Below are 26,996 nucleotides of genomic sequence, written 5' to 3'. Positions count from 1 at the left end.
GATTGGTATAATAATGCGTCACATTTACGTGCATTTCTAACTCGTAATAGGAAAAGTTCATGGCCAAACAAACCATCACAGTGATCAAAGGCGACGGCATCGGTCCGAGTATTATTGATTCAGCCCTTGAGATCTTAACAGCCGCAGGGTGCGATTTTGATTATGAATTCGTTGATGCAGGTCTTGCTGCCTTAGAAAAAACCGGTGAATTATTACCACAAGATACCATTGATACTATTGCGCGTAATAAAATCACTCTTAAAGGCCCACTAACTACGCCTGTTGGTGAAGGTTTTACTTCAATCAATGTAACATTACGAAAGCAGTTTGGTTTATACGCCAATGTGCGCCCAGTAAAATCATTTGTTGGCACCAAAGCACGTTATGAAGACATTGATATCATCACGGTACGTGAAAATACGCAAGGTATGTATTCAGGTTTAGGCCAAGTGACATCAGAAGATGGCAACGAAGCACAAGCAATGTCTATGATCACCCGTGAAGGTGCTGAAAAAATTGTTACTTTTGCCTACGAACTAGCCGTGCGTGAAGGCCGTAAAAAAGTGACAGCGGTTCACAAAGCTAACATCTTAAAATCAACTTCAGGTTTATTCTTAAAAGTAGCTCGTGAAGTTGCGGAACGTTATCCTGAAATTGAATCAACTGAAATGATTGTTGATGCAACCTGTATGAAACTGGTAATGAGCCCTGAAGAGTTTGACGTTATCGTTACGACAAACCTGTTTGGTGATATTTTATCTGATCTATGTGCTGGTCTAGTAGGCGGCTTAGGTATGGCACCTGGCGCTAACATCGGTGAAGATGCAGCAATCTTTGAAGCAGTTCATGGCAGCGCACCTGATATTGCTGGTAAAAACTTAGCAAATCCAACCTCTGTTATTTTGGCATCTATTCAAATGTTAGAGCATTTAGAAATGGGCGAAACTGCAGAGCGTATTCGCAGTGCTGTAGCTGACGTAATTAAATCGGGTGATCGTACCACTCGCGATTTAGGTGGCAGTCACGGTACTACTGACTTCACACAAGCTGTTATCGACCGTTTATAAACCAAATCTAGATTATTAGCATTATAATAAAAGCCAGTCTTTACTGGCTTTTTTGTCACTTAGTTTATGCTTGCATCTTTGTTCGAAAACTGAGCGGTAGCAGTAACAATAACCAAAATAGACTTCCACCGCTGGAGCCTGAACTGGCAACTTGTTTTTGCACTGTTACAGTAAGCTTGCTAGCAGGTAAGGTGTTTTTTATGCCATTTTCAGAGGTATCAGTCACGGTCAGTGTCACCACATAACTTCCCGCTTGGCTATAAGTGTGTGTAGGATTAGCCTGTTGGCTTACAGCATTGCCATCTCCAAAATCCCAGCTGTAAGTGTAATTATTAAACCCGCCTTTGGTATCACTGTTAAAATTAACCAGCAAATCTTTTGCACTGTAACTGGCCTGTGTTGTAAGTAATACATCTGCCGACACTTGGGTTGCAAAAGACTGCATAGCGCCATTTGCATCAGTTACAATAACGCTCAAGGTATAATCGCCACTGTATTCATAGCGGTGGTTAATGCTCTGCCCTTTCGCAGTTGAGCCATCACCTAATTGCCATGCATAGTCATAAGGTGCTTGACCACCTGATACAGTGACTTTTGCAGTTACATTGCCTTTCTCTATATTGGTATCCACACTGGAAATTGATAGCGGCGCAGTAAGTACAAAAGTCATCGATTCTTGAAACTGCTGCCCTTGTTCATTAGTACGAGTAAAACCCACAGTGTAACTACCATAATCGGCAAATGTATGACTTGGATTCAATTCATCACTGCTTTGGCCATCCCCAAACTGCCAGTTAAAACTATCGGTTGGGGTCAACGCCATTCCTTTAATTTCAAAACTCGCTTCGAGATCATTAGTAATTACATTGATCCCAGACTGTGGTGTATAGCCTAAATTCAATTCAATTGAGCTATTATTAATCGCTTGCTCAACAATAGAAAAACTAAAACCAAACTGTGAAACTTTTACACCAGAGGCCGGTTGCGTGGCAAAACTGTAATCATTATTATCATTAAACTCAGTGATTGCTGCTAACTGCGTATCGCCTAAACCCTGGCGCTGATCATAAAGACTAAAAGCAGCATCTCTTAACTGAATCGTAGTACTTGCAGGTACGCTGCTGTTACCTTTTGCAATGGCATTTTGATCGGCATCAACAACCAGTATAAACCCTTCGCCAATATGCTCAGGAGTATTATTATCTGTATACTGTTCATTAGCAGACCAAAGTAATAAACCCGGTGAATACTGCTCAACTTGTAAACCACTATCAATTCCTAAATAACTACGTAACTGTAAATAGTAATTGTGTGGTTTTGTATAGATGTGATCCCCCACTCGGCTAAAGCCATCAAGTTGTGCTTGTGTTGACTGCTCTGCATTATCTTGCCAAACGAAAGTATCACCTTGGCTAATGGTCATATCATCAACAACTAGACCAAAATAATGAGTATAAGTGTCCGTTTTATAGTTAAAACTAAGCGTAATTGTTTGACCAGCATAAGCTGATAAATCAAAACGATGCCGTAAATAATTATTCGGCTGCTGAGCGTCATTTACTGAACTTGAAGACCCTGTTATATATGGACCAATGTCTCCATAAAATGGATTAACCGCTTGGGTATATTGCGACGCAATAGGTTGGGCGTTTACTAATACTTGAGCATAATCATAATGCGCTTCAATGCTGTAATAAGCACTTAAATCAAGATAAGTAGGCTGCGTACTTGCAGGTATATTAACTGTAAATGTCATACTTTGTGAAACATTATCGCCACTGCCAGAGTAATATTGCAAGTGCCCTTCTACCGCTTGATAAAACGGCTGTAAATTAGTTGGCAGGGTGATTTTCAACTGGTTTAATTCAGTTGATACCCCACTACTATGGCGAAGTATTTGCTGTTGATTGGTATCGATTTCGTCTAACGATATCGTTGTTTGATTAAGCCAGTTTCCTTGATAACGGTTTTGTAAATATTCGAGTGCATAAGGACTGAACATCACCGGCTGTGAACCGCTAGGTGAGCCTGCCCAACTACCACCAGACATAACTGACCATAATGCCACAGGCTCACCAAGCGCACTGCCGGTTAAATCATATTCATCAGGCAAACCTAAGTCGTGACCAAACTCATGTACCACCACACCAATACCAGCGTCGATAGGATTGATAGTATAACCAAATAAACGAATACTACTGCCTTCAACCGCACTTGGCTGATTGTTTTGATCGTACACATAAAAACGATGTGACCAAATTGCATCTGTACCCAATATACCACCGCCGGCTTCCTCACCTATACTCGAGTGGAAAATCATAACATGGTCAATAATGCCATCAGGTTCATTGGTGATCCCATCACCATCACGATCATCCAAATCTGTTAAATCATAATCGGCTAAATTAATATTAAATTTGGCTACGGCTTTTTCTACCGCTTCATGCACTAAACTTGGTGCATCAATATCATTATTTCCCCCTTGGCGAGCCCCATAACTTTTCGCATCATTATCGGCTGTTACCCAGCCATAAACTTGACCCGTAAATGCTAAGCTTTCCCCTGAGGCTTGCTGATAATATTGATATGCTGTTTGCAAAGTTTGCTGCTGAGGTCCTGAGTAACCATCAGTAGCGAATAACATTTGTTGGTAATGCTGCTGACTATAGCTTGAGTAGTACATATCGCTGTCAGCTGCGGCTAAGCCATTATCATCATGAGGTAAGTCAGGAAAATCAACCAATATAGCCAACACTTTTACGGTATTTTTTTTCGAATTAGGTAACTGCGAAGACACACTCGCTAAGCGCTGAGCCATTTTTCGTTGTTGAGTTAAAACTTGAGGGTTTAGTTGCCGACGTGAATGCACTGATCCACCACGGCCAATATAATCAGATAATAATTTATCATTCGCTATTTTATCGTCAAGCTGCCCGCGTTTATCTAACCAATATAAAATTCGCTCTTTATTAACGACACCAATATCAGTTGGGCTACCATTTTGTGGTATTGCCACACTATGTTGACTTAACAATACCAAAGTCAGTGCACATAACAATTGTGAGTATTTCACAGGATCACCTATCAACAACTTCATAAAGATAATAATAGCTAATAATTTATATACTTACATTACAGTTATAGGTACACCTTGAATACCCCAACAAATCAAAAAGCATAATTTCTTTATTTTCCACGGTTAATAATGCGATCTAAAGCAATTTTTAAGTAGAAAAACAATTAATTTGGAATTTTAATGCAACATTGCCGTTTTGGCTGTTGACATTAGCTGGCAAAACCTTTAAAAATAAGGCTATTGAATTAGTAGACTTAGTGTGTATTTGGCTATTACGGCGCAATAACTCATTAAAATTTACATAACAAATACCGAGAAGAAAAATAACATTATGAAATATCAATTTCACCTAGTCACTGTACTCGTACTGGTCTTAGTTTTAAGCCCAGCGGGGATGTATTAGAAGGTGAAATAGCTTTTTAAAAACCCCCGCCCTAAGCGGGGGTTTTTTTATGCATTTAAATTATACGGTAATTGCACAGAATAAATGGGGAGTGCGTGCAATAGCACATTATTACTCATGATAATAATCAATCGGTAACTGGCACACAGAGGAATGAGGATGAGTACACAACAATATAATGGCTCCGAACTAGTTGTTCAGGCATTAAAGGCATTGAAGGTAAAATATATATTTGGCTACCCCGGTGGCTCAGTATTAGATCTTTATGACGCATTATTTCAGCAAGATGATGTTGAGCATATTTTAGTTCGTCATGAGCAAGCAGCAACCCATATGGCTGATGGTTATGCACGTGCCACAGGTGAAGTGGGCGTAGTATTAGCAACATCAGGTCCAGGTGCGACAAACTGTATAACGGGGATCGCTACAGCCTATATGGATTCTATCCCTATGGTAGTGCTATCCGGTCAAGTGCCGACTAACTTAATTGGTGATGATGCATTTCAAGAAACCGATATTGTTGGTTGCTCTCGGCCAATCGTAAAACACAGTTTTAACTGTCGTAGCGCAAAAGATATTCCTAAAATTTTGGCTAAAGCATTTTATATTGCAAGTACTGGACGCCCAGGTCCTGTGGTCGTAGAACTGCCAAAAGATATGTTAAACCCTGCACTTAAATTTGATTTTGAGTTTCCAGTAACCACAGAGCTGAGAACCTATAGTCCAAATACCAAAGGCCACCCAAAGCAAATTCGCAAAGCCGTTGCCGCTATTTTAGAAGCTAAAAAACTGGTCATTTACTCAGGCGGCGGGATTATTATTTCTAACACTTCAGAGCAACTGACTCATTTGGTTGAATCACTCAATGCACCAATAACTAATACCTTAATGGGATTGGGGGGTATTTCCGGTGTTCACCCTAATTTCGTTGGTATGCTAGGTATGCACGGGAGCCTTGAAGCAAATAAGGCGATGGCAAATGCCGATGTGATCTTAGCTCTGGGCGCCAGATTTGATGACAGGGTAACCAATAACGTGAAGAAATTCTGTCCCAATGCGACGATTGTTCATGTTGATGTTGATCCAACCTCTATTTCAAAGACGATCAAAGCTCACATTCCAGTCGTCGGTTGTTTATCAACCGTACTTGAGCAATTACAAACAGCCATAGATAAAAGTCCAATCAAAATTGATCGTAGTGCTCAAGAAGATTGGTGGCGTCAGATCATTAGCTGGCGTGAACAAAAATGTTTAAGCTACAGCACTGCGGGCGATAAAATAAAACCTCAGGCCGTCATTGAAGCAATTTATAAAGCCACCAATGGTGATGCCTATATAAGCTCTGATGTAGGTCAGCATCAGATGTTTGCGGCGCAGTACTACCCGTTTAAAAACCCGCGCCAATGGATCAACTCAGGGGGTCTTGGCACTATGGGCTTTGGTCTGCCAGCGGCAATGGGAGTGAAACTTGCGTTCCCGGATAAAGAATCAGTGTGTGTCACCGGTGATGGTTCGATTCAAATGAACATTCAAGAACTTTCGACATGTTTACAATATAACTTGGCTGTAAAAGTGGTGTCACTGAATAATCGCTCTCTGGGTATGGTGCGTCAATGGCAAGATATGGTCTATGGCGGTCGTCACTCATCGTCGTATATGGAATCGTTACCTGATTTCGTCAAACTTGCTGAAAGTTATGGCCATGTCGGTATTCGCGTTAATACTCTTGATGAACTACAGCCCGCAATCGATAAAGCCATGTCGATCACTGACCGTTTAGTGTTTTTAGATATTCTTGTTGATGAAAATGAACATGTATACCCAATGCAAATTAAGCTTGGAGCAGTTGATGAAATGTGGTTACGTAAAGGAGTGAAAGCATAATGCGTCGTATATTATCTATTTTACTTGAGAATGAACCAGGGTCATTATCGCGTATTGTTGGCCTATTCTCACAACGAGCTTATAACATTGATAGTTTAACAGTTGGCACAACAGACGATCATTCTTTATCACGTATTACTATCACTACCATGGGTGATGACCGTGTGGTTGAGCAAATCACTAAACAGGTAAATAAATTAGTTGATGTATTAAAAATTATTGATCTAACTGAAATGGCGCATATTGAACGTGAGCTGCTATTAGTAAAAGTATTCGCTCAAGATGAAGCTAAGCGAGCTGCAGTAACACGGGTGGTAGATGTATTCCAAGGTGCTATTTTAGACATGGGTCGCAACAGCTACACATTGCAGCTTGTTAGTAGCACAGATAAAATTGAATCGTTTTTAGATACCTTACGCCATGAGACTGACATAATTGAAGTTGTACGCTCTGGTGCGGTAGGTATTGGCCGCGGTGATAAAGCACTAAAAGCTTAAACCTTAGATTAATGAGCAGATACAAAAAAAGGGCTAATCAGCCCTTTTTTATTTAACCAATCTAATTGATTAAGGATTAACTTGATCTTTAAGACCTTTACCTGCTTTAAAGCTTGGGATAGTTGCAGCTGAAATTTGGATTTCGGCACCAGTTTGTGGATTACGGCCAGTACGTGCAGCACGCTCTTTTACAGAGAAAGTTCCAAAACCAACTAGTGCAACTGAATTACCTTCTTTTAAAGAAGAAGTAACAGCACCAGTGAATGCGTCAAGTGCGCGTGTAGCTGCTGCTTTAGAGATTTCTGCATCAGTAGCGATTTTTTCAACTAATTGAGCTTTATTCATTTGTTAAATTCCTATTCGTTATTATTTTGCCTTCGCAAAACCTATCTTTATGCATTTTTTAAGTATTGGCAACAGCAAAATGCTTTTTTCACGTAAATTCTTAAAAAATGAGTAAATTTTAAATAATTGCCGAAATAAATATTGATTTAAAGATTAACCAACAATGAACTTAAGCACTATTTAGTAAATCAATATGGTAATTTGTTGATCAATCAACTTTTTCGATAACTAAGGTTACTTCCCCAACCTCAATGCCAAACTTATCAATAGCTGTACTGTTAATCAAGCGTGATTGTGTTACCAGATACATCCAATCATCTAAATTAACTTCAATGGTGTCATCTCCATAAGGTAGTTTTAGGGTATATTGCCAATGAAAAACACTGCCATTACTTTTCCCTTTCGCGATACCTATGACATCACCTGCAGTGCCAGTTAAAGTATTGTCTGCATTGAGTGTTATGTTCCACACTCGACGTTGAGTTTCACCGTCATCGTAAACAAAATCTTCCTCTATAACACCGTTATTGCCATCCCAGCTCGCATTCATGTCAACAACCATCTTACGGGTTAATTCACCTTTATAATCTTGGACAACGCCGTAGGCTTTCAATTTGCCACTAAAAAAATGTTTAAAATTAAATTCTGGCTGACTTCCTTGGTAATACTCAACATCTGGCGCAGCACAACTGCTTAATAAAAATGTGCAACTGAGTAAAAATAATGTAGTAATTCGCTTCATGTTATTGCCCTATTAGTTGTTTTCGCATTTGTGGCTCAGAGGTATCGGCGTCAAGCCAAATAGCTAAGAAGTTATCCGCAAAACCATTTTGCTCTATAGCCCCTAACTTTTTACCATTAAAATAAAATGTGCCAATACCATTTTCATCCGTAATGAACGATAGCGATTCACCTTTTTTGATATCTGGCCAAAGCGCAGCTAACTGTGCATCGTATTTACTAATAATCTCTTTTTTACCCAAATGCTGCCATTGTTCGTTTGTCGCTTTGATTATGTCCTTTGCAGCAAAATCGCGTAAATAGGTCAATGTCAGTTTAGTGGGGTGATTACCAAACTGATAGGTCCCAGATGGGGTTGCTAACTGCGCCTGATAGACATCCCAAAATAGATACTCAAAACGAGCCTCACCGACCACTTTAAAATCAGCTGCAAAGCTTCGGCTGCATATCAATACAATTAAAATGATTAGCCCTTTAGTTAATCTTGCTATCATTACCGGACTCCAAATTTCTAAGTTAAATAATTACACCTGTATGCTCATTTGTGTTCAGAAACTAACAGGTACTTTTTGCTATATGTGTTTATCATCCTGATAAAATTGAACATAAGCGACCAAGCAAAACCATATATAAGCCAAAATTGCCAAACTACAGGATGAACCTCTAACGCCCCAAAGCGTGCACCAGCAATATAACTTGCGGGGGCAAAAACAGCACAGAGCAACATCGCTAAATACCAAGGCGTGCGATGCAAAAATTGCATTGACGTATTGATGGTTAAGAGTAAGGCACACCAAAGTAATATAAACCACAATGGAAAAGGGGATATACTAAAAGATAAAAAGCCAACCTCAACCATCAAATATTCAAAGCTTAACGAGATCATTAAGCCATAGCACAGTAACAGCATATCTTGTTGCTTTTGCTGCGACAGGCATAGCATTAGTATGATGATTAATAAAATCGGTATAATAGCGCGCTGCTCAAGGAATAATGCTAAAAACCACACTCCTTGAAACAGCAAAAAATTAATAACTGAGCGCAATGTCATCACTTGAATGGTTAAAACGCGGTTTACGAGCAACTAAATGCACTGTACTGGTTACTCGCGCCCTAAATGCGCCTTCACAGTAAGCTAAGTAAAATAACCACAATCGATAAAAACGCTGGTCGAACTTAACTTTGTCGATTTCTGGCCAGCTTGCAATAAACCGTGTGCGCCAATCAGCTAAGGTTCTTGCATAATGAACGCCGATATCGCTAATACTGTGTACCACCATGTCTGATTGATTTTTTATTTGCTTATTCATTTCATCAATACACGGTAAACAACCACCAGGGAAAATATACTGCTGAATAAAATCAGAATTTTTCAGGTAATGTTGATAGCGTTGATCAGCAATTGTAATTGCTTGGATCAGCATTGCACCACTGTCTTTGAGTAAGTCATTACATTTTTTGAAAAAGCTGGGTAGGTATTCATGACCAACCGCTTCTATCATTTCTATTGACACGAGCTTATCGTAACTGCCTTCGAGTAAACGATAATCTTGTTTCAATAAGGTTATCTTATCTTCAAGCCCCAACTGGGTAATTTTTTCTGCCACAAACGCATGTTGCTCATCAGAAATAGTTGTAGTAGTAACGTGGCAGTCATAATGTGTTGCAGCATGAATGGCAAACGCTCCCCACCCTGTGCCAATTTCAATAACCGTTTCACCGGGTTGTAAATCTACTTGTTGGCAGATTAAATCAAGCTTATGGCTTTGTGCTTGCTCAAGAGAAGAATCTTTTGATGGGTAGACAGCACTTGAGTAAAGCATTTCAGTGCTTAAAAATGATGAATACAACTCATTGCCTAAATCGTAATGAGCAACAATGTTTTTCTTTGAACCTTGCTCAGAATTTTTGTTTTTACGGTGGTTTATTCGATTGTAAAGATTACTAATAAACGCAAACTTACGTTCAAATTGGTCCAGTTGAGCCTGATTAATGGCAAAAATTTCAATCAACTGAGTTAAGTTAGTACATTCCCACTGGCCTAAAATATAAGCTTCGCCAGCTCCGACACTGCCAGAGAGCGCAAATGCTTTATACATTGCCGGATTATTAACAACTACTTTAGCCTGCAAGTGACTTTGAGGATCACCAAAGTGTTGAACGTCGTTACCATCAACTAGGGTAATCGCGCCGACTTCAATGCTATCAAACGCACCAATGACTAACTTTTTATACAGCTTACTTAACAAGCTACTTGATGCGTTATCAGCTAAACTGGATACTTTTTCCATCTCATGACCTTCATTATTTTAGCTTATCAATTCTTGCCTGAGTGACCTAAAAAAGGCACTCGCTTACAAAATAGTTTAAACGCCTGTACGTAAATTCCTTTCATCACAGTGATTGTCATAGCAGGAAAACGTTTCAGTAACGCAGTAACCGCAGCACGACTGAGTGACTGGCGTTGTAAACGCAAACTGGCAGTAAATAATAGCGTATTATCTTTTTTATTTTCTATATGGATCATAGTATTGTGCTTTGTTAAACGCACTTTCCAGTGGTAATCCATATCTAAATTCATAAATGGTGATACGGAGAAAGCCTTTTTAAAGTTCACTTTCTTGTGTAAATCAACCAAGTAATAGTGTCGCTCGTTCCAGGGGGTATTACTCACTTCAGCGACCATATAGGGAAAATCGCCATCAGCCGTTTCATAGAAGAAAAAGTTAACTGGGCTAAAATACACCCCAAAACAGCGCAGCTGTCCGAGCATATAAACATTACTAAACGGAGCAGTAATCCCCAGCTCGACAATTTTATCAATTGCTCGTTGTTTGATTGGTTGTTGAGTATCTAAATCACGATTAAGATAATCTGATTGTTTAAATTTAAGTGCTTTAAAGCCTGTTGTTCCAAGCCAAGGGTGAACACCATCAAGTTGCTGAGGAGCATTAAGATCAACCCACATCATGTACAACTGATAATTAAAGCTATGCGCTTTAATTGCTAATCGGTGATGACGAACATCACCGATTAAAAGTGCACTATTCAAATTCAACCCCAAGTTTGCGAGCAACATCTACAGCGCTTTTCACGCCGTCTTCGTGAAATCCGTTATACCAATAAGCGCCACAAAAATAACTGTTGTTGGCTCCATCAATAAGCTGTTTCTGTTGCTGAGCAGCAATAGACGTTTTATTGAATACTGGATGATGATACGTAAATTCTCGGAGTATTTTAGTTTTATCAATTCCCTCACGGTGATTAAGCGTGACACAAAATTGCGTTTTACTTGTTATGCCTTGCAAAATATTCATTTGATAAGTCACAACAGCAGCTTTATCAAGATTATCGGTAAGTAGATAATTCCAACTGGCCCATGCGGCTTTACGTTTTGGCAGCAAAGCAGTGTCAGTATGCAAAATCACTGAATTTTCAGTGTAGGGAATGGCTGATAAAATTGCTTTTTCATCAGTGCTTGGGTTTTCAAGTAAAGCGAGAGCTTGATCAGAATGACAAGCAAAAATAACTTTATCAAATTGCTCAACGGTACCATTTTTCAATCGGATCAACACCTGCTCTGGGGTGCGAAAAATAGACTGTATATCCGTGTTCAATTTTATTTTATCTTTAAAACCACTGATCAATGGATTGATATATTCCCTTGAACCACCGGGAATAACATACCACTGCGGACGATTAGTAATATCTAATAAGCCATGATTGAAAAAGAATTTTACAAAAAACTCAACCCCTACATTACTCATTTCTTTAATACTTGTTGACCAGATAGCCGCGCCCATTGGCAAAATATAATGGTAACGAAAAAAATCATTAAAACCGTGTTGGTCGAGCAACTGACCTAACATCTGCTCACTTTGGTAGTCGTTGTCATGATATAGTTTTTTACACAACGTGTTAAAACGCACAATATCACTGAGTAACTTCCAAAAGCGCGGACGAAATATATTGCGCTTTTGAGCAAACAAACTGGCAAAAGTGTGGCCATTGTATTCAAAACCAGTTTGCTGATTATGCACACTAAAACTCATTTCTGTCGGTTGTCGTTCAACGCCGATGCGCTTTAACAGCTTTTCAAAATAAGGGTAAGTGCGATCATTAAAAACAATAAAGCCAGTATCAATAGCATGCTTAACACCATCAACCTGTATATCTATCGTTGCGGTGTGCCCACCAATGTAGTTGTTTTTTTCAAATACCGTAATATCATACTTTTTGTGCAACAAATGCGCGCAGCTTAATCCTGCAATTCCAGAACCTATAATTGCTATTTTTTTCAACGACTTAATCCTTTTGCAAGCATGAGCCAAATTGGCAGCGGCAACATGCGTAAACATTTTAAAATAAGGGTGAAACGATAAGGAAAATGCACCTCTTTGCGGCGCTTAGCGACCCCTTTGATAATATAATTTGCCGCTTTTTCTGCAGTAACTGCCATTGGCATTGGAAAATCGTTTTTTTGAGTCAACGGTGTTTTAACAAAGCCTGGGTGCACTAAGGTTACGTCAATATCAGCTAAATCAATGGCTAAACTTTTTGCTAAGTAACTGACCCCAGCTTTTGATGCGCCATATGCTTCAGAGCGCGGTAACGGTAAATAAGTTACGCTTGAACTGACAATCACCAACTGACCACCGGACTTTATCCTCGGTAGTAAAGCCTCAAGACAATAACCCATCGAAAGCAAATTAGTAGTAACAACGCGGGTAAACAATGCACTGTCAAAATTATGCGCATCATCGATATACTCACAATTGCCAGCATTAAGAATAACGCGATCAAATTGCGTATAAGCAACAGTGCTACTTCGTATTGCTTGTAAATCAGTAGCGTCAAACTGACAACTTTCAATATTCGTTAGTTGCGCAAGTTCGTTTAGTTTTTCTTGGTTACGCCCACAAGCGATCACTGTATCCCCGGCTTGCGCATACAGTTTCGCAAGTTGTTCACCAATACCTGATGTTGCACCTGTTATAAGCGTGATCATTATTCCGCTGCCTTATTATCTATGTATTTAATAATTGAACCGAGAATAGGGATATGTCGATAAAGTAATGCACCAGCATCAAAGTAGTCTTTATGAAGGCTGATTTTGTCACCAGTAAATGTTAACTTGCTATGGCCTGCTACGGCTATTTGCTGGCCATTGCTAAGCTTTGGATGGCGATAATACATAGTCCAGTAAACAAAAGCATTATCGCCTACACTAACAGTGTCACTGATATCAAACGTGCATTCAATAACATTACTATAAAGTTTAGCAAAATATTGATGTAAGTCAGCTAAACCATCGACTTCATGCAATGGATCAGAAAAGTGAATATCTGCAGCATAAATATCACTCAGTAAATGTAGATTTTCTTTACTTAGCTTTTGGTATATCGCGATAAATTTATCTGTTCTGTGGTTGCTCATATCATACCTTAAATGCATCAAGCGCTCGTAAGCGAGCCGTTTTATGATCAACGATTGCTGGCCAATAAACCGCTTTTGCTTTGCCGCTTTTCGCTAAATATTCATGTGGAAAATGAATTTGCTTATTCGGCACATTTTCCAACTCCGGTATATACTTACGAATAAAATGACCATCAGGATCAAATCGCTCACTTTGAGTAATCGGGTTGAATATTCTAAAGTATGGCTGGGCATCGCAGCCGGTACTTGCAGCCCATTGCCAACCGCCATTGTTAGACGCTAAATCGCCATCGATCAAATGCTGCATAAAGAAACGTTCACCTTTACGCCAATCAATTAACAAGTGTTTGGTAAGAAAACTGGCAACCACCATTCGTAAGCGATTATGCATCCAGCCAGTTTGAATAAGCTGCCTCATAGCGGCATCAACAAGCGGGTAGCCTGTTTTACCTTCACACCAAGCAGTAAAATCAGCCTCATCAGTTCGCCACTTTACTGGGTCATATTTCTCATTAAAGTTGTTATATTTATTAAGTTTTGGATAAGCCACAATTAAATGACGATAAAACTCACGCCACACTAACTCGTTGACCCAAGTAAATAAATTGCTTTTAGAGCTACTTAAAGCATCGACATATTGTTGCTGTACAAGAGCAATTAATTGCTGAACGCTGACAATTCCTAAAGCTAAATACGGACTTAAGCCTGATGTGCCTTTAATACTTGGAATATCTCGCTGATCTTTATAGCTGAGTAATTTATCGCTGATAAAGCGGGCACAGATTTGACTTAATGACGCATCATCAACTGGCCACTTATGTGAGGAATCGTCACCGGTAAGTAACGCTGAACCTTGCCAAGGTATTGGGCTAAACATTGTCGGGGGGGCTTGAAAATAAAAATGAGTATCTTGATATTGCTTTAGCCAGGCATTTTTAAAAGGGGTGAACACCTTAAACATCTCACCACTTTGATTCAGTACCGTTCCAGGCGGTGCAACCACGTCACCATCAAACAAGGTAACTGATACTTTAAGTTTATCAGCATGATGTAAAAATGCGTTATCGCGCTCAACTTCATTAATTTCATATTCTTTATTGGCAAATAACTGCGTTACTGAATGTCGCTGGCAGAACTCGCTTAACTGCTGCACACATCCTGCGTAATTACCCGCTTCAATGATATGCAAGGTGATGCCATTATCAGCTAGTAACTGACCTAAGAAGTTTAACCTTCGTTTTAGCAAATCAATTTGTATTGAAGCAACACCATGGCGTTGCCATTGTTGCTCAGTGATAAAAAATATAGCGTCTTTACAACCATTGTCGATTGCTTGATAAAGGGCATGATTATTAAAAAGGCGCAAATCGCGCCTAAACCAAAATACAGTGTTCATTAAATTCCGTAGCGTAATTTTAGTTCGTGAGGATAAGGGTTGAAGTAAACTTGCTTTGCTAAGTATTCGTTTGGATGTACTTTCAAATGATGTTTTAAGAGTGTCAGCGGTACATACAGCGGCACTAAACCTGAGCGATATTCATCAATTGCATCTCGTAGCTCTTCTTTTTCAATTTTGGATAAATGTTTTTTAAAGTAGCCTTGTAAGTGCATTAAAGTATTGCTGTTATTTTTGCGTGATGCAGGTCTTTTCAGCGCTCCCATTAAACCTGCAATATAATCGTCAGCAAGCTGCTCAAAATCATCGCCAACATAGGTGCCCAGTAAATTACCAAGATCTTTATATGCCTGATAATTGTGAGCCATTAACAAATACTTATATTGCGCATGAAACTGCGTTAACCTATGCAGGGTTGCTGGTTGTTGACGCAACAATTGCCAGTTTTTATAAGTAAACACTCGCATCACAAAGTTTTCACGCAAGTGCATATCATTTAAACGACCATTTTCTTCACACGGTAACAATGGGTTGTGAGCCATAATTTGCGCAGCAAAAAAACCCACGCCTTCAGATGTATTACCTGTGCCTGCTTCATTATATATTTTGATCCGTTCCATGCCGCAGCTTGGACTTTTAGCACAAAAAACAAAGCCGCTTAATTGTGCAGCCTGCTCTGTGGCAACTTTTTTACCATATTCTGTCAATTGTGGGCCAACATCACCACTGCCGTCAGGACGGCACACTTTAATAGTTGTGCCTACTTTAACTTGTCTAATTGTCGGTCTTGGGATCGGTAGACCTACCGCCACTTCGGGACAAAAGCGTTTATATTCAACATGTTTTGCGAATTCATCCATGCAAAAATTTGATTTTTTATGGCCACTATCAAACCGAACTTTCTCACCTGCAAGGCATGCACTTATGCCTATTTGAATAGTCGATTGCTGCATATACACTCCTAGTAAATCAAATTGCCAATTGGATTGAGTAACTTACTCAGTCCCTTCTTAAAGTGTAGAGCACTACTGACTACTGTGTAACATAAACAACCTTTTTCTGTGATCGGGGTATGTTGATGACGACCGTCGAGCCACATAAAGTCGCCAGGCACATATTGACCCTCTTCATCACTAAACTCGCCATCAAGTAATAAAGTCAATTCGAAACCAGTGTGAGTATGTTCAGGGATTTCTCCACCAGCATCAATGTGCAATAAGCTAGAACGTAACGCACCATCATCTAGATCGATACGAGAACGTGATAATTTCCCCATTTGCATAAATTTGCTATGTGAAATACGGGCAAGAGCACGGGGCAATTGATAATTTTGCTGATTAACAAGGATAGTTTGAGGCGCGACCTTGTATACCTCATCAGCAGTTACATCTGCTGTAATTGCATCAATTAATGATAATTCATCAATAGCTAAATCTGTAGTTTGAGGATGCTCATCATCAGTGCCAAACACATCTACGGCATTGTTTGCTTCAATGCGTTGCACTTTTTCTTTACAGCAACTACACATATCAAGATGAATAGCGACGGCGACGTTTATACTTGCCGGTAATGACGCATTACAATACTGCGCTAATAGCGCATCGCTTGGGTGATGTTTAATCATTGCTGTCTCCCATTTCATTGCGTAATTTTTGTAACGCTAAACGTAAACGTGACTTCACGGTACCAATTGGAATGTTCAATTGTTCTGCAAGTTGCTCTTGTGACATATCTTGAAAATAAACGCCTTTAACCACATCGCGTTGAGCTTGGGGTAATTTATCTAGGTAATTTTTTATTTGTTGATTTTCAAGATGATCACTAAATTCATAGTCAGCATTATCATGTTGCTCAACTAACGGCCAAATATCTTCGCTAATATTATCTTCTTTATTACTTTTCATTTTTCTGAGCATATCAAATGATGCGTTTCGCATTACGGTATATACCCACGTTGTAGCAGCGCCTTTATCATTATTATAGAGATGTGCTTTTCGCCACACGGAAGTTAGCGTGTCTTGTACTAATTCCATCGCTTGTGCTTCTGAGTTAAATTGCTTGATACCAAAGCGTTTTATTTTTGGTGAAAAGTACGCAAATAAATAAGCGAATGCTTGTTTATCGCGATTAGCTGCAACCGCAGATAATGCATCAGCAAGTTCTTTGCTTGGCGTTTGTGGCATGGCAGTGTAATTACCTGTGTTAGGTTCACAACGTGTTGAAAGTTGTTGACTCACCATCATAATATTCCCATTAGTGTTCTTGCTTATTCAATACGCAGGGCAACTAAATTAAGATCATATTAATTAGGAAAATTCGTTATTAATCACAGTATGAAGGAAAGAGTGAATATTCGCAAAGTCTGATTTAAAGGCAAGCTGTTGTTTTTTATCAATTGAAATAGGTAATAATTCAAGCCATCTAGCAATAACCCAGTTCAAATCATCAAAGTGTGTCTGGCGATATAAATCGGTTAATTCTGTATTAACATCAAACAACTGCTCTAAAGCAGTTACTAAATATGTATCATCGCGATCTAAATTATGGGGTTGTTCAAACCAAAAAGGCATTGTAGGTGCTGATAGCTGACCGAAACGTAGCTGCTGCTTATCTTCAGTTACATCAGTTAACTCAACCACAGATTTGGCCACCACATCAATCAGTAATTGCCCTTGTTGATCTTGTGAAAAGTCAATAATATCCACTAAGCATCCATACTTAGGAACGTTGAGATGACTATCAACATCATACTGGCAAAGAACAAATCCATGATCATTTTTAAGTGATTCTTTTACCATATCAAGATAACGAGGTTCGAAAATTCTTAACCGCGTATACCCACTTGGTAAAATAAATACAGGTAATGGAAAGATTGCACGTTTCATAAGGCTCACTACATCAGTTTAACTATGCATTACGTTACGTGCACTGCAGCAAACAAGATCAATGTTACTGATTATTACTTATCGGTATCCCCTTAGCCTATGTTTAGCCACTGCCCTACATTACGTAACAATTCAACTGATGCATACGCACTTAACAAGCTTACAACGGGTGCTAACATTAAAGCTAATAATCCTAATTCGCTGCTCATTACTTTAACCCTCAACTTTTACTGCATTGCTAGTTGCAACGAGTTGTGATGTATTTTCAGCTACACCTACTTCAGCTGATTGCTCGCTTTGCTGAGAAAACAGTTCGGTTAACATTTTTTGCGAATCACTAAACAATGACTGTTTTAATTTGCTTTGTAATTCATTACTCGTACTTTCAATGTATTGTGCAATGCTGTTTGATAGCGTTTGAGTAATATCTAATTGACCGTCATTTGCACTTGCTTGTGTAGAACCAACAACCAAAAGTGCTGCAACAGATAGTTTAATAATGCTTTTCATGATGGTATTCCCTATTGTGTTATTAAGTTAGTCGCTATTACTTAATCAAAGGTTGTGCCAACCACGAAATAAATTCTAACTAATTGTTTTTTATTCACTTTAAATCACACAAGTGCATAACCTTTTGATGATGTGAATTTTAAAACCATTCAAATTGGTTAAAAAAACCAAAATATAGTCAATAAATAAGCATTGAAAGTTTCAGCGTACACTTGTACACTCAAATCCAAATTAATGTTTTATGATGAGTATGTCATGTCGGTTGAACCCGCTTATTCTAAAAAAGAAGAGCAACTTAATAGCCTGTCTCACGGCGCAGGCGTTATATTTTCATTGTTTGTATTGTGGGAGCTGATCAGCAAGACACACACGATTGAAGCAACGGTCAGTGCAATTGTTTATGGCGGTAGTTTATTGTTGCTGTTTTTATCATCTACGCTTTATCACAGTAGTAGCAGCATAGGTGCGCGGGCTTTTTATAAAAAATGTGACCACTGTGCTATTTATATTTTGATTGCAGGCACTTACACCCCTTTTTTAGTACTCTCATTAACCGGAATTTGGTCGATTTTAACGCTGGTATTTATATGGTCTTTAGCACTTGGCGGAGTGTGCTATAAATTAATGGTGAAAAAACAAAACAAAAAGGTGTCTTTATCAACATATTTATTAATGGGTTGGTTTGCAGTTGCAATTGTCTACCCGCTTTATTTAAATGTGCCAGTAAACGCACTATGGTGGTTACTCAGTGGAGGGATTTTGTATAGTCTCGGCACACTCTTTTATAGTGCTAAAAGTCGTCAATATAGCCACGCACTTTGGCATGTATTTGTGATTGCAGGCTGTGTTTGTCACTATATTGCAATCAGCCGCTATATTATTACGGTCGGTTAAATTTTTTAATTAGTCCCACTGAAATTGACGCATATTAACACGACCATTTTTAAAAATTACGCCTTCACTTTGCAGTAATTGATATTGCTTTTGGTACTGCGCTGTCCCTTCAGGAAAAGAAATTTTACCTTGGCTGTTGATCACTCTATGCCAAGGTATGCTTGAATCTTTTGGCATTAACTTTAATAACCGCCCTACTAGCCGAGCATTATTTAGCAATCCTGCCATTGCCGCTACTTGTCCATAACTGGCTACTTTTCCTGGCGGTATATTCGCCATCACAGTATAAATTTTGTCTTCTTTACTGGCTTGCATTTACGACCCTAAAAACGTTTTACTTAACTGCTTAAAATCTTGCCACACGGCTCTTGCCACGGGTCCATGATGAGTGGCATTTTGTCGGAATACTCTGATCTGTGCGCTAAACGTATTTTCTCTGTCTAGTATTTTAATTTGTTGTAATACACCACTTTCAAGTTCATTTTGACAATGCGCTAAACTCATCATTGCCCAGCCAGCTCCCGATAATAAAAACGATTTTAAAGTTGATATATCATCAATTTTCATCATGGTAGAGCCTTTTGAATACGATAAACGATCAGAGTCAAAACTCATATCACTTTCAAACATCGCTAAACAAGGAAAGTTCTGTAATTGTTGATAAGTTACTTTATCTGGCACTAATCCTGTCACACTAACAATACCAATATCGAGCTTGCCAATCGGTAAACTTTCTAAATCGCCTGTAGCATGAAACAAATCAAACCACGGACCAATCCCTAAGTCTGCTTGTCCTTTATTAACTTGCTCAAGAGAAACAAAGCGCTTTCCGCTGGTTACACTAAACTCGGTGCTGGTATGTTTAACAAAAGCATTGCAAATAATATCGTTATACAGTGCTTGGTGACATAACTGCTCATAACAAATTTTGTAATTTGCTTCATTACCAAGTGCAAGTTCACTGGCCAGTTGTGCTAAATGTGCCTGAGCATCTAATAATAATGCTGCTTCGCGATGATAAATACGACCCTTTTCAGTTAATTGCAATCGATAATGGCTACGATCTAACAATTCAAAACCAAGCTCAGCTTCAAGTTTCTTAATAGCTAACGTTAAAGCTGGTTGCGATTTATACAGTGCTAAAGCAGCTTGCGACAAGCTTTGAGTGCGAACAATGGCATCAAGCATTTTTAACTGCACTAAGTTCATAATGGTCCAACTTAAAATCATAAATTTTATTTATGATCTTTTTAAAATTTAATAATTTTTATTTTATATGTTCGCGGCGTATGCTGCATCTAATTTATGTTTTCATAGCCACGGAGAAGACCATGAAACTGTCGCCAGTTTTAATTATATCAACATTAATACTGAGTTTAGTCGCCTGTAAAGAATCAAATACCGACACTCACGTCGAACAAGCTATTCGTCCAGTAAAACTATTTGAAATTGATACTAACTCAGATCAGACAATACGCAGTTTTCCGGCAGAAGTAGTGGCAAATCAAGGCTCTTATTTGGCGTTTAGAGTTAACGGTGAGTTATTAGAGTTCCCGGCATTGGCAGGTCAACATGTTGAAAAAGATCAACTCCTTGCCAAGTTAGACCCTGAAGATTTTCAACTGCAATATGATGAGCGAAAAGCACGTTTTGAATTGGCGCACTCGCAACTTGAACGCGTACAAAAACTATTTAATAAATCAATTACCAGTCAATCCGAACTTGATCAGGCACTTGCCAATAAACAGGTAGCTGAGTCGGCATTAAAAATTGCAAAAACCAACTTAGATAATAGCGAATTACGTGCCCCTTTTAGCGGCACCGTTTCCAAAGTGTTTGTTAAAAACTTTGAGAATATCCAAGCAAAACAAAACATTCTTCGCTTAGAAACCCGTGATTTAATGGATGTGATCATTCAAGTACCCGAAAAACTAATCGCCCGTATTGATAAAGACATTGACTATCAGCCAAGCGTGGTTTTTGACGGTTTCCCAAATAAATCATATACCTTAATGATTAAAGAATTCGACACCCAAGCAGATCCAGCCACATTAACTTACAAGGTGGTATTTTCATTACCAGTGCCTAAAGATTTTAACCTGTTGGCAGGCATGACCGGCAGTGTAGATATTGATCTAAGTAAAGTTACTCACTCGCAATCACACTATATTTTACTCCCTGTTGAAGCGGTGTTCTCTGAACCAACACAGCCTACTAATAACAGCTATGTCTGGCTATACGATCCACAGACTGGCAAGGTGAAAAAGCAAGCTGTTGAAGTTGGCCAATTACATCGACGTGGTATTGAAGTGCTTGCTGGTTTAGAGCAAGGTCAAACTGTGGTCGCGGCTGGTGTTCACTACCTTAAAGAAGGCATGCAAGTACGTCCGTGGCAAAAAGAGCGAGGCTTATAAAATGAGCATTGCTGAACTTGCCATAAAACAAAAGGTCGTCAGTTGGATGTGCGCGCTATTACTATTAATCGGTGGCGTAGTATCTTATTTAGGACTTGGTCAGCTTGAGGACCCTGAATTTACAATAAAAAAAGCCATGGTGATCACCTTATATCCTGGCGCTTCACCACAACAGGTAGAAGATGAAGTTACTTTTCCGATTGAAAATGCAATTCAACAATTGCCGTATGTGGATTACGTAACCAGCATTTCATCTCCAGGGAAATCACAAATTACCGTTGAAATGAAAAGCAACTATCGCAAACAAGACTTACGACAAATTTGGGATGAGCTACGGCGCAAGATTAACGATAACGCTTCATCACTGCCAAGTGGTGTATACCCAAGTACCATTTTAGATGATTTTGGCGACGTATACGGCGTAATGTATGCCGTCACTGGCGATGGTTACTCTTATGACGAACTAAAAAACTATGTTGATTACTTAAAGCGCGAACTGGTACTCGTTGACGGCGTAGGTAAAGTGACCGTCAGTGGTGAACAACAAGCACAGGTGATGGTTGAAATATCGACGCGTAAGCTGGCGCAGCTTGGTATTGCACCAACTAGAATATATCAATTATTGCAATCACAAAATACCGTATCGAATGCAGGTAAAATACGCGTAGGCGATGAATCAATTAGACTGCACCCAACAGGCGAATTCAAAGACGTAAAAGAGCTCGAAAATCTACTGATCTCAAAACCAGGTGAAAATGAACTGATTTACCTCGGTGACGTTGCAACGGTGTTTCGTGAATACGCCGAAGTACCTAATAATGTAATCCGTTTTAACCAGCAGCAAGCCTTGCTCGTTGGCGTATCGTTTAGCAGTGGTGTAAACGTTGTGGATATAGGCGATAACATTAAAGCGCATTTAGCATCGCTTGAATATCAGCGCCCCCATGGCATGGAAATAAATACCGTTTATAACCAACCTGTTGAAGTCGAAAAATCAGTCAATGGCTTTATCATCAGCTTACTCGAAGCTGTCGCTATCGTTATTGTTGTCCTGCTTGTCTTTATGGGCTTTAAAAGTGGCGTACTGATCGGGGCAATTTTATTGCTGACCGTATTAGGTACATTCATTTTCATGAAACTGTTTGCGATTGATTTACAACGTATCTCTTTAGGTGCACTGATCATTGCATTAGGAATGTTGGTTGATAACGCCATCGTAGTCACTGAAGGTATTTTAATAAACCTAAAGCGAGGGCAAACAAAGATAAAAGCAGCGGCTAATATAGTGGAGCAAACAAAGTGGCCTTTACTTGGCGCAACCGTGATTGCTATTACTGCATTTGCGCCAATTGGCTTAAGCTCTGACGCTAGTGGGGAATTTGCCGGCAGCTTATTTTGGGTATTATTTATCTCATTATTATTAAGCTGGATCACTGCCATTACCTTAACTCCTTTCTTTGCTGACTTAATGTTTAAAGAAACAGAGCTCAAGCAGCAAAGCCATGATGAAGACCCATATCAAGGTGTGATCTTTAATCTATATAAAAGTTTATTAAGCACCTCGATGCGTTTTCGTAAAACCACTTTATTGTTGATGGTCGTTTTATTAGCTAGCTCTGTTTTTGGCTTTAAGTTTATTAAACAAGCGTTTTTTCCAGCTTCTAACACGCCAATGTTTTACGTAGATTATTGGCATACACAAGGGGCTGATATTCATGCCACTTTAGATGGCGTCGCCAAACTCGAAGCATTCTTACAAAAAGATGAGCTGGTCGAAGAAGTAACATCAACGATAGGCCAAGGCGCACCACGGTTTATGTTGACCTACGCACCTGAAAAATCATACCCAGCTTATGGTCAATTAATTATCCGTGTAAAAGACCGCGAAGCAGTGGCGACGATGATTGCAAAAGTTCGCGACTATGAATACAACCATGTATTTGATGCCAAGCTTAAAATAAAACGTATGGAAATAGGCCCTTCTACTGATGCTAAAATAGAAGCGCGTTTTTCGGGGGCTGATCCAGTAGTGCTTCGCCAATTAGCTAAACAAGCAAAAGAAGTGCTAGCAAAAGATGCCGGTGCTTATAATATTCGTGATGATTGGCGTGAACGCTCAAAACTCATTCGCCCGCAACTTAACGAACAAAAAGCGCGGCGTCTGGGTATCGCTAAAACAGACTTGGACCAACTATTATTAACCAGTTTTTCCGGTAAAAAAGTCGGCATTTACAAAGATGGTACTCAACAGATCCCAATTATTGCCCGCTCACCTGCACAAGAGCGTCTTAATGTTGAAAGCCTCCGTGACCTACAAATATACAGCCCAGTATTAGGCGTATTCGTGCCAGTTACTCAAGTGGTGGATGAGTTTGTTGTACAGTGGGAAGACAGCCTAATAATGCGCCGCGATCGCAAACGTACTATTACAGTAATGGCCGATCATGACGTAATAGGCGATGAAACACCCGCTAAACTATTTTCAAGAGTCAGGCCAGGTATTGAAGCAATTAAACTCCCTAATGGCTATGAATTACAATGGGGCGGTGAGTTTGAATCATCAACAAAGGCAAAAAAAGCTATTTTTGGCTCGTTACCTTTGGGCTATTTAGCGATGTTTGCAGTCACTGTGTTGCTATTTAACTCAGTAAAAAAACCACTGGTTATTTGGGCCACAGTACCTTTAGCAATCATCGGTGTCAGCGCCGGCTTGCTAGTGATGAACGCCGCATTTAGTTTTATGGCGCTACTTGGGTTATTAAGCTTAAGCGGTATGTTGATTAAAAATGGCATTGTGTTGGTAGATCAGATCAACCTTGAGCTCAGTGAAGGCAAAGAGCCTTATCAAGCAGTATTTGATTCCGGTGTAAGCCGTGTGCGCCCCGTTGCGATGGCAGCAATCACCACCATTTTAGGAATGATCCCATTATTATTTGATGTGTTCTTCCAATCAATGGCGGTGACGATTATGTTTGGTTTAGGCTTTGCAACCGTGTTGACATTAATCGTAGTGCCGGTGCTTTATACCGTGCTATTTAAAATTGAGGTGCCAAAAGCAAAATAACTGAGGTTTAAATAAAACCAGGAGCACCATTTATGTTGTTCCTGGTTTTACAATTTGATCTTATTTTTTAAGGCTTAATGTGCCTGTGCGAGTGGTGCTATTTCTTCTTGCAGGTTTGGCGTTAGTTTGGTCATTTTTAGAATCAAAACGGCCTTGTTTGACATGCTTAGCAAAATCACGCTTTTTATCGTTTTCTTTGTAAGGCGTGCGTGCTTGTTTCGGCTTGCTGATATTCGCAGGTTGTTTGTTCTCATCCACTGATAACTCTTCTGTTTTGCCCGAGTCGGCAATCGAATTATTAATCTCAGCCATTTCTTGCTCAGTTAAATGGCGCCACTGGCCAACATTTAAGCCTTTTAACGTGACATTCATAATACGTACGCGTTTTAAGGTGACCACTTCATAGCCCAAGTACTCGCACATACGACGAATTTGACGATTCAAACCTTGCGTTAATACAATAGTAAATTGTTGCGGTCCTGTTTGTGTAACTTTGCATTTTTTCGTAACTGTATCTAAAATTGGTAAACCACCTGCCATCTTATTCACAAACTGACGATTTAATGGCTTGTCGACTGTAACAACATATTCTTTTTCATGATTATTGCCAGCACGAAGAATTTTATTGACGATATCCCCTTCATTTGTCAGAAATATCAACCCTTCTGATGGCCGATCTAAGCGACCAATTGGAAAAATACGATCTGGGTAGTTAACCGCTTTGACGATATTACTTTGAATTTTACGCTCAGTTGTACAGGTTATACCAACGGGTTTGTTGTAAGCGATGTACGCCCGTTTCGGCACTTTCTTCAGCGGCTTACCATCAATCAGTACCGTGTCAGACAATGCTACTTTGACACCCATTTCCGGTCGTATACCATTGACAGTAACACGACCATCTTCAATATATTTATCCGCTTCGCGTCGTGAACAAAAACCGGTGTCACTAATAAATTTATTTAATCGTTTTAAGTCTGTCATGAGCCAAATTCACATTAATTTTAAAGGCCGATATTGTATACCCAAACCACCTTAAGATGCGAGCGCAGTTGAATTTAAAAGCGATTTAGACAAGGCACAGATTGCAAACAATAGAAGCCACTTGTTAAAATTAATCACGCAGTATAAAGCGCTGTTAAACCAACTATTAGCCTTTTCACAGCAAGCACCTAATCGGTTTGTTTATACTTAAACGATTGCTCTGTTTTACGGCATGTAGGTTTGCGCTAATTTTAACCTACAGTGACAGAGAAAAAATTACCACACTATTTACAGTAGCTTCAACTCAAGCAGCATTTGTATACTTTCGCCAAATAAATTCCATTGGACCTTGCTTAAAATAACGCGAATAAATCACACTAAAGCTAAGTTGAAAAATGACTAAACCACTCACTAATACGTAATATTCTAAATGATTAAAGCTTAGCACCCAGTGCGGATAAAAAACTTTAAACAACACTAACAAGCAAATAGTTTGCATTAGATATAAAGTTAATGCGAGCCTTCCTGCACGCTGCAATGCAATAAAGTGAAAGTCATGTTTTGTCGTCAGCCTTACCACAAAATGAATAATTAATAGGGCTGTGAATAATGCTGCAAACCAGCTTACGGGTTCTTTTAATGCACTAATAAATAAGCTAGATTGATATTCAAAACTGATCCTAATCGCACTTAACAGTAGCGCAATTGACAAAACTCTGATTTTGCTTAATTTAGTTAAACCAGTCTCAAACAGTTTATTTTTATAGCCATAAATACCGAATAGCATTAATCCTGCAGCCATCCACAAAGTGATCAGCGGAAGTGCAATGAGCATCACGATAAACATCACACTATTATTGACAAAAATAGTTAATGCCGATCCTCGTGAAGCATTATAACTTGCTAAAAAATCGGCTGAATCTCGATAGATAGTCAGTGTGGGGTCAATTAAGGCTATCAAAAAAGTTATCGCTGCGGCTAATGATAGAAATTGCCAACCGCGTTTTAATAACATCTCGTCACTCGCATCAAGGTACTGTATGACCAACCAACCTGCGCATGCATAGATAAACAAAATATCACCAGCCCACAACAAAAAGCCATGTAGTAAACCAAACACGGCCAATACTTTTAAGCGTTTTTGCAATTGCTCAACCTGCTGGTAACGCTGCCACTGAATATATAAGCCAGCACCAAAGAGTAAACAAAATAAGCTGCGAAAGCGGCCGTCAATAACACTAAGGCTCACCCATTGAATAACATGATCCGAAAAAGGCGGGGACTGTAATGGTACGTAACCAAATTCAAATAAACCAAAGGAATAGGCATTCATGTACATTAAGCCAAGCACAGCAACACCACGAATAACATCCATATTTTGATTACGCATTATTGGGCTC

The 26,996-nt window shown here is 39.3% G+C and carries 26 protein-coding genes; 6 read left to right on the top strand and 20 right to left on the bottom strand.

From position 1 onward, the window contains the following. Nucleotides 1–59: 59 nt before the first annotated feature. Nucleotides 60–1,067, top strand: a complete 1,008-nt coding sequence (locus H5203_RS06315; RefSeq protein WP_182718661.1) for an isocitrate dehydrogenase — start codon at nucleotides 60–62, stop codon at nucleotides 1,065–1,067. Nucleotides 1,068–1,131: 64 nt separating this feature from the next. On the opposite strand, the gene H5203_RS06310 is transcribed toward H5203_RS06315, so the two are convergent. Next, a complete protein-coding gene (locus H5203_RS06310; RefSeq protein WP_182819501.1) occupies nucleotides 1,132–4,164 on the bottom strand; it encodes an immune inhibitor A domain-containing protein in 3,033 nt (1,010 codons plus the stop codon). A 541-nt stretch (nucleotides 4,165–4,705) separates the two neighbouring features. On the opposite strand from H5203_RS06310, the gene H5203_RS06305 reads away from it, so the two are divergent. Then, nucleotides 4,706–6,430, top strand: a complete 1,725-nt coding sequence (locus H5203_RS06305) for an acetolactate synthase 3 large subunit (protein ID WP_182819500.1) — start codon at nucleotides 4,706–4,708, stop codon at nucleotides 6,428–6,430. Next, the gene (gene ilvN / locus H5203_RS06300; protein ID WP_149980181.1) at nucleotides 6,430–6,927 is read left to right on the top strand and encodes an acetolactate synthase small subunit; all 498 of its coding nucleotides are present in this window, start codon (nucleotides 6,430–6,432) and stop codon (nucleotides 6,925–6,927) included. Before H5203_RS06305 ends, ilvN begins: the two co-directional genes overlap by 1 nt. A gap of 69 nt (nucleotides 6,928–6,996) precedes the next feature. On the opposite strand, the gene H5203_RS06295 is transcribed toward ilvN, so the two are convergent. From H5203_RS06295 to H5203_RS06225, 15 genes are all read right to left on the bottom strand, one after another. Beyond that, complete coding sequence (locus tag H5203_RS06295) at nucleotides 6,997–7,272, bottom strand: HU family DNA-binding protein (protein WP_145235830.1); 276 nt, start codon at nucleotides 7,270–7,272, stop codon at nucleotides 6,997–6,999. Between the two features lie 208 nt (nucleotides 7,273–7,480). Next, entirely contained in the window at nucleotides 7,481–8,014 is a 534-nt protein-coding gene (locus tag H5203_RS06290) for a DUF3833 domain-containing protein (RefSeq protein WP_182819499.1), read from the bottom strand. A gap of 1 nt (nucleotide 8,015) precedes the next feature. After that, complete coding sequence (locus tag H5203_RS06285) at nucleotides 8,016–8,507, bottom strand: chalcone isomerase family protein (protein WP_145235840.1); 492 nt, start codon at nucleotides 8,505–8,507, stop codon at nucleotides 8,016–8,018. Nucleotides 8,508–8,551: 44 nt separating this feature from the next. Continuing rightward, a complete protein-coding gene (locus H5203_RS06280) occupies nucleotides 8,552–9,022 on the bottom strand; it encodes a DUF2878 domain-containing protein (RefSeq protein ID WP_310736498.1) in 471 nt (156 codons plus the stop codon). A 19-nt stretch (nucleotides 9,023–9,041) separates the two neighbouring features. Continuing rightward, nucleotides 9,042–10,304, bottom strand: a complete 1,263-nt coding sequence (locus tag H5203_RS06275) for a cyclopropane-fatty-acyl-phospholipid synthase family protein (protein ID WP_182819498.1) — start codon at nucleotides 10,302–10,304, stop codon at nucleotides 9,042–9,044. A gap of 26 nt (nucleotides 10,305–10,330) precedes the next feature. Next, nucleotides 10,331–11,065 (bottom strand): DUF1365 domain-containing protein, encoded by a 735-nt coding sequence (locus H5203_RS06270; RefSeq protein ID WP_145235849.1) that lies wholly within the window; start codon nucleotides 11,063–11,065, stop codon nucleotides 10,331–10,333. Beyond that, on the bottom strand, nucleotides 11,058–12,314 hold the full coding sequence (locus tag H5203_RS06265) for an NAD(P)/FAD-dependent oxidoreductase (protein WP_182734158.1): 1,257 nt from the start codon (nucleotides 12,312–12,314) through the stop codon (nucleotides 11,058–11,060). Before H5203_RS06265 ends, H5203_RS06270 begins: the two co-directional genes overlap by 8 nt. Beyond that, nucleotides 12,311–13,021, bottom strand: coding sequence for an SDR family NAD(P)-dependent oxidoreductase (locus H5203_RS06260; protein ID WP_169018644.1), 711 nt, complete (start codon nucleotides 13,019–13,021; stop codon nucleotides 12,311–12,313). Before H5203_RS06260 ends, H5203_RS06265 begins: the two co-directional genes overlap by 4 nt. Continuing rightward, complete coding sequence (locus H5203_RS06255; RefSeq protein WP_182734157.1) at nucleotides 13,021–13,449, bottom strand: nuclear transport factor 2 family protein; 429 nt, start codon at nucleotides 13,447–13,449, stop codon at nucleotides 13,021–13,023. The genes H5203_RS06260 and H5203_RS06255 overlap by 1 nt, the downstream gene beginning before the upstream one ends. 1 nt (nucleotide 13,450) lies before the next feature. Continuing rightward, nucleotides 13,451–14,845, bottom strand: a complete 1,395-nt coding sequence (gene phrB / locus H5203_RS06250; RefSeq protein ID WP_182760060.1) for a deoxyribodipyrimidine photo-lyase — start codon at nucleotides 14,843–14,845, stop codon at nucleotides 13,451–13,453. Further along, entirely contained in the window at nucleotides 14,845–15,798 is a 954-nt protein-coding gene (locus H5203_RS06245) for a DUF523 and DUF1722 domain-containing protein (protein WP_182731593.1), read from the bottom strand. The genes phrB and H5203_RS06245 overlap by 1 nt, the downstream gene beginning before the upstream one ends. A gap of 8 nt (nucleotides 15,799–15,806) precedes the next feature. After that, nucleotides 15,807–16,469 (bottom strand): ChrR family anti-sigma-E factor, encoded by a 663-nt coding sequence (locus tag H5203_RS06240; protein ID WP_145235871.1) that lies wholly within the window; start codon nucleotides 16,467–16,469, stop codon nucleotides 15,807–15,809. Then, entirely contained in the window at nucleotides 16,462–17,085 is a 624-nt protein-coding gene (locus tag H5203_RS06235) for a sigma-70 family RNA polymerase sigma factor (RefSeq protein WP_182819519.1), read from the bottom strand. Before H5203_RS06235 ends, H5203_RS06240 begins: the two co-directional genes overlap by 8 nt. 66 nt (nucleotides 17,086–17,151) lie before the next feature. Next, nucleotides 17,152–17,730 carry an LON peptidase substrate-binding domain-containing protein gene (locus H5203_RS06230; protein WP_145235874.1) on the bottom strand — a complete coding sequence of 193 codons (579 nt, stop codon included), beginning with the start codon at nucleotides 17,728–17,730 and terminating at the stop codon, nucleotides 17,152–17,154. A gap of 213 nt (nucleotides 17,731–17,943) precedes the next feature. After that, nucleotides 17,944–18,240 (bottom strand): hypothetical protein, encoded by a 297-nt coding sequence (locus H5203_RS06225; RefSeq protein WP_182758265.1) that lies wholly within the window; start codon nucleotides 18,238–18,240, stop codon nucleotides 17,944–17,946. 255 nt (nucleotides 18,241–18,495) lie between these two features. Here H5203_RS06225 and H5203_RS06220 point away from each other — a divergent pair, with 255 nt between their 5' ends. Further along, nucleotides 18,496–19,134: a hemolysin III family protein gene (locus H5203_RS06220; protein WP_145235882.1), complete on the top strand. Its 639-nt coding sequence runs from the start codon at nucleotides 18,496–18,498 to the stop codon at nucleotides 19,132–19,134. Between the two features lie 9 nt (nucleotides 19,135–19,143). Here H5203_RS06220 and H5203_RS06215 read toward each other — a convergent pair whose 3' ends face one another. Together H5203_RS06215 and H5203_RS06210 are read right to left on the bottom strand one after the other, a co-directional pair. Then, nucleotides 19,144–19,449, bottom strand: a complete 306-nt coding sequence (locus tag H5203_RS06215; RefSeq protein ID WP_145235885.1) for an MGMT family protein — start codon at nucleotides 19,447–19,449, stop codon at nucleotides 19,144–19,146. Further along, nucleotides 19,450–20,343 carry a LysR family transcriptional regulator gene (locus tag H5203_RS06210; RefSeq protein WP_145235888.1) on the bottom strand — a complete coding sequence of 298 codons (894 nt, stop codon included), beginning with the start codon at nucleotides 20,341–20,343 and terminating at the stop codon, nucleotides 19,450–19,452. It lies immediately after the preceding gene. 122 nt (nucleotides 20,344–20,465) lie between these two features. Between H5203_RS06210 and H5203_RS06205 the strand changes: the two genes are divergently transcribed. Both H5203_RS06205 and H5203_RS06200 read left to right on the top strand, forming a co-directional pair. After that, nucleotides 20,466–21,548 (top strand): efflux RND transporter periplasmic adaptor subunit, encoded by a 1,083-nt coding sequence (locus H5203_RS06205; protein WP_145235892.1) that lies wholly within the window; start codon nucleotides 20,466–20,468, stop codon nucleotides 21,546–21,548. 1 nt (nucleotide 21,549) lies between these two features. Then, on the top strand, nucleotides 21,550–24,612 hold the full coding sequence (locus tag H5203_RS06200) for an efflux RND transporter permease subunit (RefSeq protein ID WP_145235895.1): 3,063 nt from the start codon (nucleotides 21,550–21,552) through the stop codon (nucleotides 24,610–24,612). A gap of 60 nt (nucleotides 24,613–24,672) precedes the next feature. On the opposite strand, the gene rluF is transcribed toward H5203_RS06200, so the two are convergent. Together rluF and H5203_RS06190 are read right to left on the bottom strand one after the other, a co-directional pair. Further along, nucleotides 24,673–25,596 (bottom strand): 23S rRNA pseudouridine(2604) synthase RluF, encoded by a 924-nt coding sequence (gene rluF / locus H5203_RS06195; protein WP_145235899.1) that lies wholly within the window; start codon nucleotides 25,594–25,596, stop codon nucleotides 24,673–24,675. Nucleotides 25,597–25,900: 304 nt separating this feature from the next. Beyond that, nucleotides 25,901–26,986, bottom strand: coding sequence for a DUF418 domain-containing protein (locus tag H5203_RS06190; RefSeq protein WP_145235902.1), 1,086 nt, complete (start codon nucleotides 26,984–26,986; stop codon nucleotides 25,901–25,903). Between the last annotated feature and the right edge of the window lie 10 nt (nucleotides 26,987–26,996).

Source organism: Pseudoalteromonas sp. SG41-1 (assembly GCF_014164575.1).
GTDB classification, from domain to species: Bacteria; Pseudomonadota; Gammaproteobacteria; order Enterobacterales; family Alteromonadaceae; genus Pseudoalteromonas; species Pseudoalteromonas rhizosphaerae.
This window is presented reverse-complemented; position numbering and strand designations above follow the sequence as displayed.